Source organism: Catellatospora sp. KI3, assembly GCF_029948125.1.
Taxonomy (GTDB): Bacteria; Actinomycetota; Actinomycetes; order Mycobacteriales; family Micromonosporaceae; genus Catellatospora.
Genome location: NZ_JASAMB010000003.1, coordinates 156,680 through 175,375, shown reverse-complemented (window position 1 = coordinate 175,375; position 18,696 = coordinate 156,680). Strand labels below are relative to the sequence as shown.

Genomic DNA, 18,696 nt, shown 5'->3' with positions numbered 1-18,696 from the left:
TGGCGTCGCGGCGTCATACGGAGCCGGTGAACTGGCTGACGTGGTAGGCGGTACTGCGGCCGTCAGGTGTCCTGGTCCACTTGGAGACCATCAGGTGCAGGCCGTTGGCGGCACGGCTGGACCAGGGGTGGATGAAGCCGCCGTACAGCGCGGGCTCCTGCCAGGGGGTGACCTGGATCTTCTCGGCCGTCCAGGCCCGGTCCGGGCCGGCGGCGGTGCGTGTCACGATGCAGCCGGTGACGCAGTTGAGGTAGGCCATCACCCACGTGCCGTCGGCGAGTCGGCGCACCGACGGCTCGCCGAACCGGCCGTTCAGGATCGGCGTGCACGGGCGGCCCCAGCCCCAGTCGCTGCCGTTCCAGCCCCAGCCCTCGTAGGACTCGGGGTAGAACAGCCGGTCCCACCGAACCCGCCGAAGCATCATGGGACCGTCCTGCCTGCCCGAACGCACCGAGAAGACGTAGACCCAGTCCCCGTCGCGCTGCATCGTCCACATCTGGAAGGGGTCGGTGTTGCCGCCGTTGTTCCACCACTTCAGGGAGGTGCGGAGGAAGTCGTTGCCGTTGTCGGAGTAGGCCAGCCCGGCGTAGCGGGACCTCCACTGCGGTCCGGCCGGGCCGGCGGAGTTCCAGTTCTCGATGCTCATGTACGAGATCAGCTGGCGTCCGGTCTCCGGGAAGCTGATCCCGTCGTTCGGAATGACGGTGACCTCCCAGAGGCCGTCGATGCCGATGCCGTTGTGGCCGTTGCGCATCAGTTCCGGGGCGCGGCCGTTCCCGCCGACCCGGGCCGCGCTGTCGAAGACGATCCCGCCGGCCGCGCCGGGATGGATGTTGGAGCGCAGCATCACCGGCGAGCGCCAGTCGTTGGGCAGCGGCGGGCCCTCTGGCCACGGGGTGTCGAAAGTGTCGCCGAAGAGGTAGCCGATGGAGCCGTTCTCCAGCACGTACGGGATGCCCAGGTCGGTGCCGGCCACGCGCCAGCGGCTGTTGGTGTCCAGGTCTGCGCCGGTGAGGCGCTTCTTCCACGTGGCTGCCTGGGCGGGGCGGGGCAGGGCCACCGCGGGCAGGACCGCCGCGGCGACCCCCGTGGCCGCGACCCTGCCGAGGAACGATCGACGTCGGAGTGTCATGACCGGCCTTTCTTCGGATCGCTACTGCCCGGAGCAGTGAACCGCCTCATTTGACACTTGTCAATCGACACCCTGCGCGTCGGGCTGCCGCAGAGCGAGGATCGGCGCTGCCCGACCCGGTGGTCGAGCAGGCAGAGGCGTGCCGACTGCGTCCTGCGGGCGCGCGATATAACGTCAGCTCAAAGTGACGTCGGTAAATGAGTTGGTCCGCGCTCGACGAACACCGCCCCGTGTTCGGCGCCGCGGCGTGCGCCATCTGCCGGGAGTGCGGCGTGATGGCCACCATGGCGGGCGGCACGGCACCGACGACCCCACCGGGCTGACCGGCACCGGCCGCTACCACGCGTAAACGGCACGGCACGGGGCACGGGATACGGCTACTCGCTGCGGTCGGTCGAGGCGTACGCCTGACTCCACCCGCCCTGCGGATGCGGGCCGGGCGTCGTGACGCCTACCCGGCGCGTTTCGCGAGGTACACCGTGTTGGTCGAGTCCCGGTCCTGCAACGGGTTGGCGAAGGCGATGACGTCGGCGCGGACCTCGGTGAAGACCTCGGCGAGCCGGGCGGTGAAGTCGTCCTCCGGCGGGTCGTTGGACCACAGGGTGAACACGCCGCCGGGGTGCAGCCTCTCGGCGAGCCGGCGCAGGCCGGCCGGCTGGTAGAAGTCCGCGTGGCTGGGGTGGAGCAGGTGGCTGGGCGAATGGTCGATGTCGACGACGATCGCGTGGAAGAGGCGGCCGGGCGACTGCGGGTCGAGGCCGTCCGCGCCGGCGGTCAGGGCGAAGAAGTCACCGGTTACGAGCCGGCAGCGCGGATCGGCGGTCAGCGTCGCGCCTGCCGGGATCAGGCCCTGCTCGTGCCATTCGATCACGTCGGCGAGCGCGTCGACGACCAGCAGCGAGCCGACCCGGTCGTCCTCGAGCACGGTCAGGGCGGTGAAGCCCAGGCCGAGTCCGCCGACGGCCACGTCGAGAGCCTCGGCGCCGAAGTCGGCCGGGCTCAGCTCGGCCAGCGCCAGGCGGGCCACCTCGACCTCGGCGACGGTGAACAGGCTGGACATCAGGAAGTCGTCGTCGAGCTTGACCTCGTACACCTCGGTCTCGAACTGTGGATCCCAGCGGCGGCGCAGGCTGATCTGGCCCATCGGGGTCTGCCGCCAGCCCAGTTCCTGAAACCGCAGGCCCATCCGAACATCCTCGATCCGCAGGGCCGCCCGGGACGGGGGCGCTGGCGCTGAGGGTACCCGCAGACGGGGCACGAGCAGCCGACCGGCACGGCGCGTCGTCCGGAGTCGGGCCGACTTGATCGCGGGAGCCGGGTGGAAGAACCCGCATCGCACGGCTCGTTGTGACAGTCCCGGCGGCCAGGCCGGTGGTGAGTGGCCTGGCCGCCGTGTCATGACCGGCGGCCGCCGGACGGCAGGGCGGACAGCACGGCAGGCCGCCCTGGCCGGGAAGTCGGGTGGGCGGCGTTTGGCCGAACGGACAAACCTCATTCGGATCGCCTGGTGGCCGGCACAGGGACAAGCCGGGTCCTCCCGGCTACCGTGCCTCGGCGGAAACCGACGCCCCTGATCGGCGCGGCGCGGCGGCGCTCTGCCGCACCCCGGCCAGTCGATGGTGGCGGGCCGGGTTCCGATTCCATGCGACGGTTCGACCCATTCGAGGAGGTTCGACGTGACTGCCACTGCGAGCACGACACCGAGGCTGTTCTGGGAGCAGCACACCTGCCTGCCCCTGGCGGCCGGCGCGGACGTGGGCGACATCCTGCGCTACCGCCGGCCGGGCGGCTCGTACATCTGCGTCAACGTCGGCTACGCCCCGCACACCAAGCAGATGTCGCTGGGCTTCCTCGACGACTTCCGCCGACAGATCGGCGAGCATCCCGACCTGGCGCTGGCCGATGGTGTCGCCGATGTCGATGCGGCGCGCGCCGCCGGCCGGACCGTCGTGGCCTTCGATCTCGAGGACTCGCGTCCGCTGGACGGCGACCTGGACATGGTGGAGACCTTCTACGCGCTGGGCGTGCGCGCGCTGCTGCCGACGTACAACACTGCCAACGCCGCCGGCTGCGGCTGCCTGGACTCCGAGGACACCGGCCTGACGGCTTACGGCCGGGACCTGGTCCGCCGGATGAACGAGGTCGGCATGCTGGTCGACGGCTCGCACTGCAGCATCCGGACCGGCCTGGACCTGTCCGCGGTCAGCGAGCGGCCGATGATCTACTCGCATTCGGCGATGAAGGGCGTCTGGGACCACGTCCGCAACATCACCGACGAGCAGGCCAGGGACTGCGCGGCGACCGGCGGGGTGATCGGCATCCCGGGGGTGGGCATCTTCCTGGGTGAGAACACCGCGACCATGGACGCGTTCGTCGCGCACATCGACTACGCCGTCGACCTGGTGGGCTGGGAGCATGTGGGGATCGGCAGCGACTACAGCTTCGACGCCGAGGATCTGCAGGTCGACCTGGAGGCCAACCCGGATCTGTTCCCCGAGGAGTACACCCGGTGGGGCACGATCCGGTTCGTCGAACCGGAGACCACCGTCGGTGTCGAGGCCGAATTGATCAAGCGTGGGTATCCGCTCGACGCCGTCGAGGGCATCCTCGGCGGGAACTTCCGTCGAGTCGCGGGCCAGGTCTGGCGGTAGCTGGCCGATCCGACAAGGCACGGGGTCCTGGTTTGTCGACCAGGCCAAAGCGGTGCGGGGCCGGGATCCCTACTGTCGGTCCGCATGACCGACCCGAAGGACGTTCAGAGCTGGCTTGACTCCAACCTCGGCCGCCTGGCCGCCGAGCGCGGCGTGCCGGGTGCCTCCGTGGCGGTGCTGGCCGGCGGCCGCCGGTTCGCGGCTGCGACCGGGGTCACCAGTACGACCACGGGGGTCCCGGTCGACACGGACACCGTGTTCCAGATCGGGTCGATCACGAAGCTGTGGACCAGTGCCCTGGTCATGCAGTTGGTGGACGACGGGCTGGTCGACCTGGACCAGCCCGTCCGGGCTCACCTGCCGGAGTTCGCGGTCGGCGACGCGGTGGCCGCCGCAGCGATCACGCCGCGCCAGCTGCTGTGCCACACCGCCGGTTTCGAGGGCGACGTCTTCACCGACACCGGCCGCGGCGAGGACGCGGTCGAGCGGTATGTCGCCTCCATCGGCGGCATACCGCAGCTGTTCCCGGCGGGCGAGTTCTTCTCCTACAACAACACCGGGTTCGTGGTGCTCGGGCGGCTGGTGGAGGTGCTGCGCGGGCTGCCGTACGACGAGGTGCTGATGCGGCGGCTGGCGGCACCGCTGGCCCTGCCTCGGGTGTGCCCGAGCCCGTACGAGGCGATCGTGCACCGGGCCGCCGTCGGCCACCTCACCGGCGACGACGGCCGCCCCGTACCCACCGCGACCTGGGCGCTGCCGCGGTCGAACGCACCGGCGGGCTCGATGCTGGCCATGACCCCCGGCGATCTGGTCGGCTTCGCAGCCATGCACCTGGCCGGCGGCACGGCCGCGGACGGCACGCTGATCCTGGCACCGCAGACAGTCGCCGCCATGCAGCAGCCGCAGGTCACGGTCCCGGAGCTGGCCATGATGGGCGGTTCGTGGGGCCTGGGCTGGGAGCGCGACGTGTACGACGGCCGCACGGTCGTCGGCCACGACGGCGGCACCATCGGTCAGGCGGCGTTCCTGCGGGTCGTGCCCGACGCCGGTGTCGCGGTCGCGCTGCTGACCAACGGCGGCGATGTCATCGGGCTCTACCGCGACGTCGTCGGGCACCTGCTCGAGCAGCTCGCGGGCATCGTGCTGCCGGGCCCGCGAGTTCCGCCGGCCGCACCGGTCGCGTTCGATGCCGCGCCGTACCTGGGCCGCTACGCCGACACGATCTACGACATCACGGTGAGCCGGGACACCGACGGCACGGTCTGGCTGGACCGGGTGCCCAAGGACGTGCTCGCCGGGCTGGAGCAGCCCCTGCGTACGCGGCTGGTGCGCTACTCCCCGGACTGCCTGATCTCTGCCGAGCCGCACCACGGCGTCCATCTCGTCTTCGCCTTCATCGGCCGCGACGGTGCCGGGCGCTGCCAGTACATCCACTACGGCCGGGCTGTTGCCCGGACCGCCGATTGATGGTTCCGCACGACACCCCAGTAGGAGGCTCCATAATGAGGTCTTACCCGAGCAGGGCACGGGCCGTGGGCGCCGCGGCGCTCGTCGCGGCGTGCCTTTCCGCGTGCAGCGGCGGTTCCGGTGATGACGCGCCGTCGCAGAAGTATGTCAACGGGGCCACCTTCACCCTCGCCGCGACGTCCGACCCCGGCAGCCTGGACCCGCAGGCCGGTGCGGGCAGCTCGCTGATCCAGCTGAACGCCTTCGCGTACGACGCGCTGGTCAGCCTCGGCGCGAAGGGCGACATCCAGCCGCAGCTGGCCTCGTCGTGGACCGTCGACGGCACGTCGGCCACATTCACCATCAAGTCCGGTGTCACCTGCGCCGACGGCACGGCCTTCACCGCGCAGACGGTCGCCGACAACATCACCTACGTCGAGGATCCGGCCAACAAGAGCCCGCTGCTCGGCGCGTTCATCCCCGCCGGTGCCACCGCCACCGCCAGCGGTTCGACCGTGCAGCTCAAGCTGGCCCAGCCGGCGCCGTTCCTGCTGAGCAGCCTGTCGAACCTGCCGATGGTGTGCCCGAAGGGCATGCGGGACCGTGCCTCGCTCAAGGGCGCCACCGACGGCACCGGCCCCTACACGCTGTCCCAGGCCAGCCCGGGCGACCAGTACGTCTACACCGTCCGCAAGGACTACACGTGGGGCCCCGGCGGGGCGAGCACCGCGGCGGACGGCACTCCGGCCAAGATCGTCGTCAAGGTCATCCAGAACGAGACGACCGCCGCCAACCAGCTCCTCGCCGGCCAGATCAACGCCGCACAGATCGTCGGCACCGACCGCACCCGCCTGAGCGCGGCGGGCGTCGCCTCGTCATCGACCCCGCTGCTGCTCGGACAGCAGTGGTACAACCACGCCGCCGGGCACGTGACCAGCGACCCGCAGGTACGCCTGGCGCTGACCGAGGCACTGGACCTGGCGCAGCTGCAGAAGGTGCTGACCAGCAACACCGGCGGACCGGCCACCCAGCTCGCGGTGCTGCCGCCGGCCGGCTGCCAGGGCGACTCGGTGCAGGGCAACGTACCGGCCACCGACGTCGACGGCGCCAAGGCGAAGCTCGCCGCAGCCGGCTGGACGCCCGGCTCCGACGGGATCCTGACCAAGGACGGCAAGAAGCTGTCCCTGACCATGCTGTACGACTCGGCACTCGGGACCGGGGCGTCGGCCGCCGCCGAGCTGGCGGCCAGCCAGTGGAAGGCGATCGGCGTCGAGGTGACGGCGACGTCGCAGCCGACCGCGGCGATGCAGGGCGCGATGTTCGGCACCGGCGCCTGGGACGTGGCGTGGGAGGCGCTGAACGTCAACACCCCCGACCAGCTCCTGGCGTTCCTGTCCGGGCTGGCCGCACCCAACGGCACCAACTTCGCCGCCATCGACAACGCCGCGTACACCGCCGCCGCGACCAAGGCCGCGGCCCAGGTCGGCGCGGCCGGCTGCGCCGACTGGCTCGCGGCCGAGGCGGCCCTGTTCAAGGCGGCCGATGTGGTGCCGTTCGCCAACAGCCTGCTACCGACCTTCTTCAAGGGCGCCACTCTCGAGCAGGCCGGAACGATCGCGCCCACCTCGATCAAGATGCTCGGCTGACCTCCGGCCCGACCACGCCGCAACCGTCACCTCAACCCCCGGGAGAACGCCCTCATGTCAGCGACACCAGCAGCCGCCGCGGAGCCCGGCCGGGCCACCGCATGGTGGCAGAACCGGTGGGTCCGCTTCGCGGCCCGAAGGCTCCTGCGGCTGCTGGTGTCGCTGTGGGTGCTCGTCACGGCGGCGTTCTTCATGGTGCACCTGGTACCGGGCGATCCGGTCCGGGCCGCGCTGGGGCCGCTGGCAGCGGCCGACGTGGTCGCCGCGCGCCGGCACGCGCTCGGTCTGGACGACCGGCTGCTGGTCCAGTACTGGCACTTCCTGCGTGACCTGTGCACCGGGCAGCTCGGCGACTCCATCGGCACCCAGCTGCCGGTGGGCCAGATCATCGGCCAGCGGCTGCCGGCCACCGCCGAGCTGGCGCTGCTGGCGTTCGCGGTGGCAATGGCGATCGCGATACCGCTGGGTGCGGCGATCGCGGCCCTGACCCGGCACGGGCGCGCACGCCGCACCGAACTGGCCTTCGCCGGATCGTCGGTGGTCCTCGGGGCCGTCCCGGACTTCGTCCTCGGCGTCCTGCTGGTGTTCGTCTTCGCCGTCCAGCTGCACTGGCTGCCGGTGGCCGGCCGGGACGCGCCCAGCTCCTACGTCCTTCCGGTGCTGGCCCTGGCGATCGGCCCGGCGGCGATCCTGTCCCGGATCGTGCGGGTGGAGATGCTGGCCGTCCTGGACACCGACTATCTGCGTACCGCGCGGGCGAAACGGCTGTCGGGGCTGCGCATCCACCTGGTGCACGCACTGCCCAACGCCGTCACCGCGACGCTGACCCTCAGCGGGCTGCTGCTGGGGTCGCTGGTGGCCGGCACGGTCCTGGTCGAGAACGTCTTCGCCTGGCCGGGGCTGGGCAGTTCGATCGTCGGGTCGATCACCAACAAGGACTTTCCGCTGGTGCAGGGCACCGTTCTCGTCTACGGGATCGGAGTGCTGCTGATCAACACCGTGGTCGACGTCGCGCTGGCCGTGCTCGACCCGCGCTCCACGATCGGAGTCGACTGAATGAAGAACTGGTCGCGGGCCGTGCGCACACCGCTGGGCCTCACCGGGTTCGGGCTGCTCGCCCTCACCCTGTTCACGGCCGTGTTCGCCCCGCTGCTTTGGGGCCACCAGGCCACCTCGTTCGACACCGACAACATGCTGGCCGGGGCCTCTGCCCAGCACTGGTTCGGCACCGACAACCTCGGCCGGGACATCTTCTTCCGGGTACTGGTCGCGACCCGCCTGTCGATCGCCCTGGCGGTGTCGGCGACTGCCATCTCCGTCGCCGTCGGCATCGTGCTCGGGTCCGCCCCCATGCTGCTGGGCCGCTGGCTCGGCCGGCCGATCATCGGACTGGTCAACACGGTCGTCGCGTTCCCCGGCCTGCTGCTGGTGCTCTTCTTCGCCGTCGTCTTCGGCGTCGGGGCCCAAGGCGCGGTGCTGGCCGTCGGCTTCGCCGGAGCGCCGGTCTTCGCCCGGCTGTGCCACACGCTGATGGCCGGTGTCGCGGGCCGCGACTTCGTCGCCGCCGCCCGGGTCTCAGGGGTGGGCTCGGGCCGCATCCTCATCCGGCACGTGCTGCCGAACATCGCCGAGCCGCTGATGGTCAACGCCACCATCGGCGCCGGCGGGGTGCTGCTGTCCTTCGCGGGCCTGTCGTTCCTCGGCCTCGGCGTGCAGTCGCCGGCCTACGACTGGGGGCGCATGATGCAGGACGGGCTGACCGGCATCTACGTCCACCCGCTGGCCGCGCTGGCGCCCGGCGCCGCGGTGATCATCGCCGGGCTCGCGTTCAACCTCAGCGGCGAAGCCGTGGCCCGATCGCTGGGCGTGCAGATCGACGTCCCGTGGCGCGCGGCCGTCACGCCGCGCCGACGGCGGGCACCGGCCGCAGGCGCCCGCACCGGCCCGGACACCGACACCGACCTCGTCCTGGACGTCCGGGACCTGCGCGTGGCCTTCCCGCACGGCGATGCGGAGATCAGCCCGGTACGCGGCGTCACGTTCCAGGTGCACCGCGGCGAAGCGGTCGGCATCGTCGGCGAGTCCGGCTCAGGCAAGTCGCTCACCGCGCTGGCAGTGGCCGACCTGCTGGAGTTCCCGGCACGGGTGGACGCCGAACGGCTCACGTTCCTCGGCGCCGACCTGCGCGACGGCACCGGCCACCGGCACCTGCTCGGCACGTCGCTGGCGGTGGTGTTCCAGGACCCGATGACCTCGTTCAACCCGGCCCACCGGGTCGGGGCGCAACTGGCCGAAGCGGCCCGGGCCCACCAGCGCGCGACCCGGGCACAGGCGTGGCAGCGGGCCGTCGACCGGCTGCGGGCGGTCCGCATCCCCGACCCGCGGCGACGGGCACGGCAGTACCCGTTCGAGTTCTCCGGCGGCATGCGCCAACGCGCGATGATCGGGATGGGGCTGATGGGGACGCCGAAGCTCATCGTCGCCGACGAGCCGACGACGGCACTCGACGTCACCGTCCAGCGCCAGGTCCTGGACATGCTGCAGGAGGTACGGGCCGCCGACGGCGTCGCCGTCATCCTGATCAGCCACGACGTCTCCGTGATCGCCGAGGTCTGCGACCGGGTCCTGGTGATGTACGCCGGGCGCGTCGTCGAGGACCTGCCCGCCGGTGAGCTGGCCGACGGCGCCCGCCACCCCTACACCAGAGCGCTGGTCGCCGCCGTACCCGACATGCGCAGCGACATCGACGCACCGCTGGCCACGATCCCCGGCCAGCCCGTCGACCCCGCCCACGTACCGGCCGGATGCGCCTACGCGGCACGATGCCCGCTGGCCGACGACCGCTGCCGAGCGCAGGACCCGCCGCTGCGGACAGCGGCCGACCGATCGCGGGTGGCGTGCTGGCACGCCGGCGAGCCGCTGCCGATCCTGTCCGACCTGGCGGCCCTGGAGGTCGACGCGTGAGCATTCTCAGCCTGCACGACCTCACCGTGCGCTACCGGCACACGGTCGCGGTCGACCGCGTCGACCTCGTCGTTCCCGAGGGTCAGATCGTCGGACTGGTCGGGGAATCCGGCTCGGGCAAGTCGAGCATCGCCCGCGCCGTCGTCGGCCTGGCCCCCGTCAGCGGCGGCCGGATCGCACTCGACGGCCGTGACCTGCCCCGCCGGGGGCGGCGGCGCCCGGTGCAGATGGTCTTCCAGGACCCGTACTCCTCGCTCGACCCTCGTATGACGGTCGGCGACAGCATCGCCGAAGCCATCCCGCACCGGCTGGGCCGGGCCGCACGCCGGTCCGAGGTCGAGCGGCTGCTGCACCTGGTCCACCTCGATCCGGCGCGTGCCGGTCACCGTCCGGGCCAGCTGTCCGGCGGCCAGCGTCAGCGCGTCGCGCTCGCCCGCGCGCTGGCCGGGCGGCCCGAGGTGCTGATCGCCGACGAGATCACCTCGGCGCTGGACGTGTCGGTGCAGGGCGCGATCCTCAACCTCGTCCGTGACATGCAGCGCGAGCTGGGCCTGTCGATGCTGTTCATCTCGCACAACCTCGCGGTCGTGCGGTATGTCGCCAGCCGGATCGCCGTCATGTACCAGGGCCGCATCGTCGAGGAGGGCCCCACGGCCGAGGTCCTCGCCGACCCGCGTGACGACTACACCCGACAGCTGCTGGCCGCGGTGCCGACCGGGGCCGGCGGCCGCCGGCCCGTCCGGTCCGCCGAGAGCGGCTGCGACTGACCATGGCCGGTACCGGCTGCCCTTTCCCTACCCATCCCGTCCGTTCGGAGGAGACCCGATGACCACGATCAACCACGCCCACTGGGAGAGCCGCCTGGCCGAACTGGTGGCCCAGTACGGCGTTCCCGGTGCCCAGCTCGGCATCCTGCGCCTGGGCACCGACGGTGCCGACGACGAGCTGTTCGTCACCGCCACCGGGGTCCTGCACGCCGGGACCGGCCAGCCCGCGACCACCGACTCGGTGTGGCAGATCGGCTCTATCAGCAAGGTCTGGACCGCCACCGTCATCATGCAGCTGGTCGACGAGGGCCGTTTCACCCTCGACACCCCGGTGGCCGACATCCTCACCGACCTGCAGCTGCGCGACCCGGACGTGACCCGGGAGGTGACCGTCCGGCACCTGCTGACCCACAGCAGCGGCGTCGACGGCGACGTGTTCACCGACACCGGCCGCGGCGACGACGCCCTGCAGAAGTACGTCGCCGCGCTGAGCACCGCCGCGCAGAACCATCCGCTGGGGGCCACCTGGTCGTACTGCAACTCCGGGTACTCGATCCTCGGCCGGATCATCGAGGTGGTCACCGGGCAGACCTGGGACGCGGCGATCAAGGAGAAGCTGTTCGTCCCGCTGGGGCTCACCCGTACCGGCACCCTGCCCGAGGAGGCGATGGTGTTCGCGCACTCGGTCGGGCATCTCAAGGGCGGCGATGAGCCGGTCGTCGCACCGGTGTGGGCGCTGCCGCGCTCGGTCGGGCCGGCCGGGCTGATCAACTCCACCGTCGCCGAGGTGCTCGCGTTCGCCCGCATGCACATGACCGGCGGACGCGCCAAGGACGGCACCGCCGTGCTGTCGGCGGAGAGCACCGCCGCGATGTCCGCCTTCCAGGTGGACTGCCCGGAGAAGATCCTGCTCGGCGACTCGTGGGGGCTCGGCTGGTTCCGGTGCGACTGGAACGGCCACCGCGCCATCGGACACGACGGCAACACCATCGGCCAGACGGCGTTCCTGCGGCTGCTGCCCGAAGCGGGTATCGCGGTCGCCCTCAACGCCAACATCGGCAGCGCGATCCCGCTGTACCGGGACCTGTTCGGCGAGATCTTCGAGGAGCTCGCCGGCGTGGCCCTGCCGCCCCGCTTCGCCGTGCCCGCCGTACCGGTCCAGGTCGACGCCACCCCGTACACCGGCGTGTACCGCCGCGAATCGGTGAACCTCGAAGTATTCCTCGAGGACGGCCGGCCGATGATCCGCATCACCCTGTCCGGCCCGGTGGCCCAGCTGGAGGACGCCAAGCCCGAGACGCACCCGCTGATCCCGGTCGAGGAGGCGCTGTTCGCCGTCCAGCTCGACGGGTCCGACGCCCACTACCCGGTGCGGTTCTACACCCTGCCGACCGGCGAGGCTTACATCCACCTCGGCGCGCGCGCCACCCCGAAGCAGACAGCCTGACCCGTGCACACACCTCCACCAGTTGACCTCGGCGAGCTGCTGTCGGACCTGCGGCGGCTCGTCGAATGCGAGTCGCCGTCGGCTGACCACGCGGCGGTGGCCCGGTCAGCCGACCTGGTCGCCGAGATCGGCACCGCCCGCCTGGGCCAGGCACCCGAACGGATCACCATCGACGGCTGGAGCCACCTGCGGTGGCGCTTCGGCGACCGGCCCACCGGCCGGGTCCTGCTACTGGGCCACCACGACACCGTGTGGCCGATCGGGACGCTGCGGCGCATCCCGTTCGGCGTCGAGGACGGCGTGATACGCGGACCGGGCTGCTTCGACATGCTCGCGGGCCTGGCCATGGCCATCCACGTGGTGGCGGGGCTGGCCGAGCGCGACGGGGTGACCCTGCTGGTGACCGGGGACGAGGAACTCGGCTCGCCGTCCTCGCGCGCGCTGATCGAGGACCAGTGCCGCGGCGCCGCGGCGGCGCTGGTCCTGGAAGCCTCCGCCGACGGCGGCGCGCTGAAGACGGCCCGCAAGGGCGTGTCGCTGTACGAGGTCGGGGTGACCGGCCGGGCCGCCCACGCAGGCCTGGAACCGGACAAGGGCGTCAACGCCGGTTTGGAGCTGGCCCACCAGCTGCTCGCCGTCGCGGCGCTCGGTGATCCGGCGGCCGGTACGACGGTCACCCCGACGGTCGTACGGGCAGGCACGACATCGAACACCGTCCCGGCGGCGGCCGCTTTCAACGTGGATGTGCGGGCCTGGAGCGCCCAGGAGCAGCAGCGGGTCGATACGGCGCTGCGGGCGCTCACCCCGGTGCTGGCCGGGGCGACCCTGGCCGTCTCCGGTGGCGTCAACCGGCCGCCGCTGGAGGCCTCGTCCAGCGCGCCGCTGGTCGCCCGCGCGCACCGGATCGTCGACCGGCTGCACCTGCCGCCGCTGTCGACGGCCGCCGTCGGCGGGGCCAGCGACGGCAACTTCACGGCCGGTGTCGGCACGCCCACCCTGGACGGGCTCGGCGCCGTCGGGGCGGGGGCTCACGCCGACGGTGAGCACGTCCTCGTCGACCGTCTCCTCGACCGGTGCGCGCTGCTGCACGCGCTGGTCGCCGAACTCCTCGAGGAAAGCACATGAGCGCAGACGACTGTGACGGCCGCATCGCCGAAGCGGAGGCGGGCTGGGCCAAGGCCGCCGCTCAGGCGGGCACCGAGCTGCGCGAGCTCACCGAGATCGGCGAGGTCACCGCCCTGGCCGACCGGTTCACCGAGATCTGGGGGTCCTCGGTCCCGATGATGTCGGGCGAGCTGCTGCGGGCCATGAGCAAAGCCGGCAGCTACGTCGTCGGCGCGTACGCCGACGGGCAGCTGATCGGCGGCTGCGTCGCCTTCCACGAGGCACCGCGTGTCCGTGCGCTGCACAGCCACATCGCCGGGGTGCTGCCGGGCCGGGTGGGGCGCGGCGTCGGCTACGCGCTCAAGCTGCACCAGCGGGCGTGGGCGCTGCACCGGGGCATCGCGGCGATCGAATGGACCTACGATCCGCTGGTCGCCCGCAACGCGTACTTCAACATCGCCAAGCTCGGCGCCCGGCCGGTGGAGTACCTGACGAACTTCTACGGCCGGATGAACGACGCGATCAACGGCTTCGACGACTCCGACCGGGTCCTGGTGCGCTGGGACCTGCTCTCCCCCGCCGCCGTCGCCGCCTGCACGGGGCGGGCGCTGCCGGTGGTGAGCCCGTCGGAGCGTGCCGCGCGCGTGGCGTTGCCGGCCGACATCGAGGCGATGCGGGCCGGTGGTCACGCCGAGGCTCGAGCGTGGCGCGTGCGCGTGCGCGACGGCCTACAGCCGCTGCTGTCGCAAGGCTGGCGGGTCGCCGGTTTCGACCGTACTGCCGGATACCACCTCGAACCCCCGACTCCGATGGGACACAGGCCATGAAACTACGCGCAGTGGAGCTGCGCCGGATCGCGATGCCGCTGGTCAGCCCGTTTCGTACCTCGTTCGGCACCCAGCATCAGCGCGACATCCTGCTGCTCAAGGTGATCACCGACGGTGCGTGCGGCTGGGGCGAATGCGTCGCGCTTGCCGACCCCGGCTACTCACCGGAGTATGTCGACGGGCAGAGCGATGTCCTGCGGCAGTTCTTCCTGCCGGCGCTGGCCACCGGCCAGGGCGCAGCCGCTGTCGGCGAGTTCGGCGCCCCGGTCGTCGCCCGGCTGCTGGAGCCGTTCAAAGGCCATCGCATGGCCAAGGCCGCCCTTGAGATGGCGATCCTGGACGCCGAACTGCGCGAGACGGGCCGCTCGTTCGCCCGCGAACTCGGCGGCGTGGTCGACCGGGTCCCGGCGGGCGTGTCGGTGGGGATCCTCGAGTCCATTCCCGCGCTGCTCGACGTGGTGGCAGGCTACCTCGGCGAGGGCTACCGCCGGATCAAACTCAAGATCGAACCGGGCTGGGACGTGGCACCGGTCCGCGCCGTGCGGGAGCGATTCGGCGACGACGTCGCGCTGCAGGTCGACGCCAACACCGCGTACACCCTGCGCGACGCCCGGCACCTGGCCAAGCTCGACGACTTCGACCTGCTCCTGATCGAGCAGCCGCTGGCCGAGGACGACGTCCTCGGCCACGCCGACCTCGCCAAGACCGTGCGCACGCCGATCTGCCTCGACGAATCGATCACCTCCGCGCAGACCGCCGCCGCGGCGATCCGGCTCGGCGCCACCCAGGTCATCAACATCAAACCCGGCCGGGTCGGCGGCTACCTCGAAGCCAGAGCCATCCACGACGTCGCGGCGGCCCACGGCGTACCTGTGTGGTGCGGCGGGATGATCGAAAGCGGTCTCGGCCGCGCCGCCAACGCGGCACTGGCATCCCTGCCCGGATTCACGCTGCCGGGCGACATCTCCGCCTCGGGGCGGTTCTACCGGGTCGACGTCACCGCACCGCTCGTCCTGGAGGACGGCCACATCCGCGTACCCACCGGCGCCGGACTGGGCGTCGATCCGATCCCCGAGATCCTGGAGGAGGTCACCACGGCCGTGGACCTCTTCGAATTCTGATCCGTGCCGCCACCAGTGCGTAAGCTGCACCCCGTGACCCAGCGACCGCGAGCCAGCCTGGGCCGCGTGCTCGGCGACCTCGGCGACACGCTGCTGGAACTGCTGCACGGCGATCCCGACCACCACGGTGAGATCGGTGGGGTCGTCATCGACGACCCCACCGACGAGCCGGTCTTCCCACCCCAGGCCCTCGTCCTCGGGCTCGGCATCGAGGCCGCCCACCTGCCCGAGGTCATCGCCCGCGTCGCCGGCCGCGGCGCGGTCGGGCTCGTGGTCCGCTCCGCCGCGATCGACGACGAGCTGCGGCGCACCATCGACCGCACCGGGATCGCCCTCATCGGCCTGCGCCGCGGGGCCACCTGGACCCAGCTGATCGCGCTGCTGCGCTCGGTCCTGGCCGAGGACGACGTCGCCGTCACCGCGCAGGAGTCCCTCGGCGGCCTGCCCTCCGGCGACCTGTTCGCCGTCGCCAACGCGGTCGCCGCCCTGCTCGACGCACCCGTCACCATCGAAGACCGCAGCTCCCGCGTCCTGGCGTTCTCCGGCCGCCAGGAGGAAGCCGACCCCTCGCGGGTGGAGACCGTCATCGGCCGCCAGGTGCCCGACCGGTATGCCCGGCTGCTCACCGAGGCAGGCGTGTTCCGCGACCTGTACCGCCAGCGCGGACCCGTCATCGTGGACCCCCGGGCGCTGGGCCACGAGAGCCTGACCAAGCAGCGCATCGCCATCGCGGTCCGGGCCGGCGACGAGATCCTCGGCTCGATCTGGGCCGTCATGGACGGCGACATCACCCCCCAGCGGTCGAAGGCTCTCAGCGAAGCGGCGAACCTCGTCGCACTGCACCTGCTGCGCATCCGCGCCGGCGCAGACGTCCAACGCCGGCTCCAGACCGACCTGGTCAGCACCGCGCTCGAAGGCGGACCAGCCGCCCGCGACGCACTCGCCCGCCTCGGGCTCAGCGGCAAACCGGTCCTGGTCGTCGCAGCCGCGCTGCCGACCGAGTATGAACGCGACTCCGAACGGGCCGCCGCGCAGCAGCGGCTGGCCGACGCCATGTCGGTGCACCTCACCGCCACCGCGCAGCAGGCGGCAGTCGCCCCCGTCGGCCGAACCGTGTACGCGCTCCTGCACACGCCGCGCCGGCCCGGCGACCCGGAGGAACGCACGATGCGGATCCTCAACGAGTTCGCCGACCGGGTCGGCGACAAGCTCCCCCTGGTCGCGGCGATCGGCACGGTCGCCAGCGCCGTCAGCGAACTCGTCCAATCGCGAGCGGTCGCCGACCGGGTGCTGCGCGTCCTGGTCGACGGTCCCGCCACCCAGCGCGTGGCCCGCCTGGACGACGTTCAGACCCAATCCCTGATGCTGGAACTGCGCGACATCGCGGCCGCGCGCGGCGAGCGCCCCGGCGGCGCACTGGCCAAGCTGCTCGACTACGACCTCGACGGCGAAAGCGGCCTGGTCGAATCGCTGCGCGCCTGGCTCGACGCTCTCGGAGACGTCACCGCCGCCGCGAACGCACTGTTCATCCACCCCAACACCCTGCGCTACCGGCTGCGGCGGATCACTGAGGTCAGCGGTTTGGATCTCAGTGATCCCGACCAGCGCTTCGCGGCCATGCTCCAGCTGCGCATCCTCAACTACGGACAGCCTCGCTCCGGCGACTCGTGACAGCCGGTCCGGCGATGACCCGCCCTTCGTGCCGGTGACCCGGCTCCCGACGGACGCTTGATACTGCTCCGGCTGATGCCGGTCGGGTTCACGATGATCACGTGCCCTGCCTCATCGCCCTTCCAGCAACGCATCGCAAGCGGATTCGTGGGCTGCCCGAAGGTCGCTTTCATGGCGCGTGTAGAGGGCCTCGGCGGCGAAGTCGTGGGGAAATGAGCCATCGCGATCGATGAAAGCGATGAGGAACAAGTCGAGCATGAACAGCATGTGCGGTGCCGTGCAGATTCGCCGCAGTGGATGCCGGCTGTGCCAGGCCGAGGGCATCGCCGAGGTGGCGAGATTGCTCAGGCGGCGGCGCGTCACCTCGAGCGCGTCGGGTGCGGCGGTCTTGGTGCGTGTCGCGATCCGCTCGGCGAGTGGGGCGCCCAAGGCACGCTGCATTGCCGCTGCGAGCAGCTCCTTCGGTGATCCGGAAGTCCGGTCTTTCGGCAGGCTCAGCGCCAAGTCGCGGATCCCTCGCGTGAGGTACGGCATGCGAATCTCGAGCGACGCGGCCATCGCGCCGCGATCCCAGATGGCCAGGTGCTTGTTGGGCATGACTTGGTGGAGGAGAAAGTCGTAGACAGCCGAGGGCTGATCACGGTGACGATCTGGCCGCAGCGCGGCGAGCTGCGCCTCGGTGGTTTCGAATGCCGATGCCGGCAGCCTGCTCGTGCTCTGCAGCCGCGCGAGGCGTTGCTCGAATCGATCGAGATACGGCCCCGGCCGCTCGTGCATGGGATAGCCCGAGAGCAGCTCGTCCGCGCCCTCGCCGCACAGCGCTGCTTTGGTGAAGGAGCGCACGCGAGGAGCCGACACGAGCGCGAGCGTGGGAGTGCGAGGGGCCTCCATGGCCAGGACCGCGTTCGCGAGCCAGGCGAGCTGAGGTTCGCGGGGGGTGAGGATCGGCTCGTGTTCGAGGCCGAGCGCATTCGCCACCTCGGCCGCGTAAGCCAGGTCCGCGACATGCTTGCCGTCTGCGACCACGAACGACTTCGATCCTCGGTGATCTCGCCGCAGCGATGCCAGAAGCGTGCTGTCGGCGCCTCCGGACAGGTATGTAACCACGGGGTGATCGGCGTTGATGTGCAGGGCGACCGACTCTCGCAGCAGCTCGCCGATCTGCTCACCGGCCTGCCGCGCGGTCGGGGGCGTCGCGCCGAGGCGCGGCAACGCGAAGCGCTCGGTGCTGATCTCGAGCCGGGAGTGTCGAGGCTCGATGGTCATGAGAGTCCCGGGCGCGAGTTGCTGAATGTCGCGGAGCAGGGTCCGGACTCCCAGAGTGTGGCCGAAGACCATCTCCTCGACGAGCGCCGTGGGGTCGAGGCGGCGCGGCACGGCGGGGAAGCGCAGCAACGCCTTGATCTCCGAACCGAACGCCAACGCCTGCCGGTCGCGTGACAGCCACCAGAACAGTGGCTTCATGCCGAACGTGTCACGCGCGAGGTGCAGTCTGCGGCCCTGGCTCATCGCCACGGCGAACATGCCCTCGAGACGCTCCACCACTCGTGGTCCCCAGCGGATGAAACCGCGTAGGAGGACCTCGGTGTCCGAGCGGCCCTGGAACGAGATCCCCTCGCTTTCGAGCTCCGCGCGCAGCTTGGCGTGGTTGTAGATTTCGCCGTTGAGGGCCACGGCCGCTCGTCCGTCCTCAGTCGCCATCGGCTGGGCGCCGTGCTCGAGGTCGAGCAGGCTGAGCCGGGTGACCGCCAGTCCGGTCTCGTCGCCGGTCCACACGCCGGTGCCATCGGGACCGCGGTGAGCCAAGGCTAGCGCGATTTCGGACAGATTGTGCGAGCTTTCACGATCGTGGTACCCGACGATGCCGCACACTCTGTGTCTCCCTTGATTACTATTAGTTAGTTTTGTAAGTTGGCTGTA

Annotated in this window: 15 protein-coding genes; 12 read left to right on the top strand and 3 right to left on the bottom strand. The window is 71.3% G+C overall.

What is annotated here, in order from left to right; translation table 11 throughout:
• Window positions 1-13 precede the first annotated feature (13 nt).
• On the bottom strand, window positions 14-1,132 hold the full coding sequence (locus tag QEZ54_RS07355) for a DUF4185 domain-containing protein (protein ID WP_281303718.1): 1,119 nt from the start codon (window positions 1,130-1,132) through the stop codon (window positions 14-16).
• Between the two features lie 197 nt (window positions 1,133-1,329).
• Between QEZ54_RS07355 and QEZ54_RS07350 the strand changes: the two genes are divergently transcribed.
• Window positions 1,330-1,455 (top strand): hypothetical protein, encoded by a 126-nt coding sequence (locus tag QEZ54_RS07350; RefSeq protein WP_281303717.1) that lies wholly within the window; start codon window positions 1,330-1,332, stop codon window positions 1,453-1,455.
• Between the two features lie 128 nt (window positions 1,456-1,583).
• On the opposite strand, the gene QEZ54_RS07345 is transcribed toward QEZ54_RS07350, so the two are convergent.
• Complete coding sequence (locus tag QEZ54_RS07345) at window positions 1,584-2,318, bottom strand: spermidine synthase (RefSeq protein ID WP_281303716.1); 735 nt, start codon at window positions 2,316-2,318, stop codon at window positions 1,584-1,586.
• A 490-nt stretch (window positions 2,319-2,808) separates the two neighbouring features.
• On the opposite strand from QEZ54_RS07345, the gene QEZ54_RS07340 reads away from it, so the two are divergent.
• The 11 genes from QEZ54_RS07340 (at window position 2,809) to QEZ54_RS07290 (ending at window position 16,776) form a co-directional block, all read left to right on the top strand.
• A complete protein-coding gene (locus QEZ54_RS07340) occupies window positions 2,809-3,783 on the top strand; it encodes a membrane dipeptidase (RefSeq protein ID WP_281303715.1) in 975 nt (324 codons plus the stop codon).
• Window positions 3,784-3,867: 84 nt separating this feature from the next.
• A complete protein-coding gene (locus tag QEZ54_RS07335) occupies window positions 3,868-5,250 on the top strand; it encodes a serine hydrolase domain-containing protein (protein WP_281303714.1) in 1,383 nt (460 codons plus the stop codon).
• Window positions 5,251-5,285: 35 nt separating this feature from the next.
• Window positions 5,286-6,875 (top strand): ABC transporter substrate-binding protein, encoded by a 1,590-nt coding sequence (locus QEZ54_RS07330; protein ID WP_281303713.1) that lies wholly within the window; start codon window positions 5,286-5,288, stop codon window positions 6,873-6,875.
• 54 nt (window positions 6,876-6,929) lie between these two features.
• Window positions 6,930-7,931 (top strand): ABC transporter permease, encoded by a 1,002-nt coding sequence (locus tag QEZ54_RS07325; protein WP_281303712.1) that lies wholly within the window; start codon window positions 6,930-6,932, stop codon window positions 7,929-7,931.
• The gene (locus QEZ54_RS07320) at window positions 7,932-9,839 is read left to right on the top strand and encodes a dipeptide/oligopeptide/nickel ABC transporter permease/ATP-binding protein (protein WP_281303711.1); all 1,908 of its coding nucleotides are present in this window, start codon (window positions 7,932-7,934) and stop codon (window positions 9,837-9,839) included.
• A complete protein-coding gene (locus QEZ54_RS07315; RefSeq protein WP_281303710.1) occupies window positions 9,836-10,606 on the top strand; it encodes an ATP-binding cassette domain-containing protein in 771 nt (256 codons plus the stop codon). Before QEZ54_RS07320 ends, QEZ54_RS07315 begins: the two co-directional genes overlap by 4 nt.
• Before the next feature lie 58 nt (window positions 10,607-10,664).
• Window positions 10,665-12,053, top strand: a complete 1,389-nt coding sequence (locus tag QEZ54_RS07310) for a serine hydrolase domain-containing protein (RefSeq protein ID WP_281303709.1) — start codon at window positions 10,665-10,667, stop codon at window positions 12,051-12,053.
• A gap of 3 nt (window positions 12,054-12,056) precedes the next feature.
• The gene (locus QEZ54_RS07305) at window positions 12,057-13,178 is read left to right on the top strand and encodes a M20 family metallopeptidase (RefSeq protein ID WP_281303708.1); all 1,122 of its coding nucleotides are present in this window, start codon (window positions 12,057-12,059) and stop codon (window positions 13,176-13,178) included.
• Entirely contained in the window at window positions 13,175-13,984 is an 810-nt protein-coding gene (locus QEZ54_RS07300; RefSeq protein WP_281303707.1) for a GNAT family N-acetyltransferase, read from the top strand. Before QEZ54_RS07305 ends, QEZ54_RS07300 begins: the two co-directional genes overlap by 4 nt.
• Window positions 13,981-15,105 carry an o-succinylbenzoate synthase gene (gene menC, locus QEZ54_RS07295; RefSeq protein WP_281303706.1) on the top strand — a complete coding sequence of 375 codons (1,125 nt, stop codon included), beginning with the start codon at window positions 13,981-13,983 and terminating at the stop codon, window positions 15,103-15,105. The genes QEZ54_RS07300 and menC overlap by 4 nt, the downstream gene beginning before the upstream one ends.
• A gap of 33 nt (window positions 15,106-15,138) precedes the next feature.
• Window positions 15,139-16,776: a helix-turn-helix domain-containing protein gene (locus QEZ54_RS07290; RefSeq protein WP_281303705.1), complete on the top strand. Its 1,638-nt coding sequence runs from the start codon at window positions 15,139-15,141 to the stop codon at window positions 16,774-16,776.
• 111 nt (window positions 16,777-16,887) lie between these two features.
• Here the strand turns inward: QEZ54_RS07290 and asnB are convergent, their stop codons facing one another.
• A complete protein-coding gene (asnB, locus tag QEZ54_RS07285; RefSeq protein WP_281303704.1) occupies window positions 16,888-18,648 on the bottom strand; it encodes an asparagine synthase (glutamine-hydrolyzing) in 1,761 nt (586 codons plus the stop codon).
• Between the last annotated feature and the right edge of the window lie 48 nt (window positions 18,649-18,696).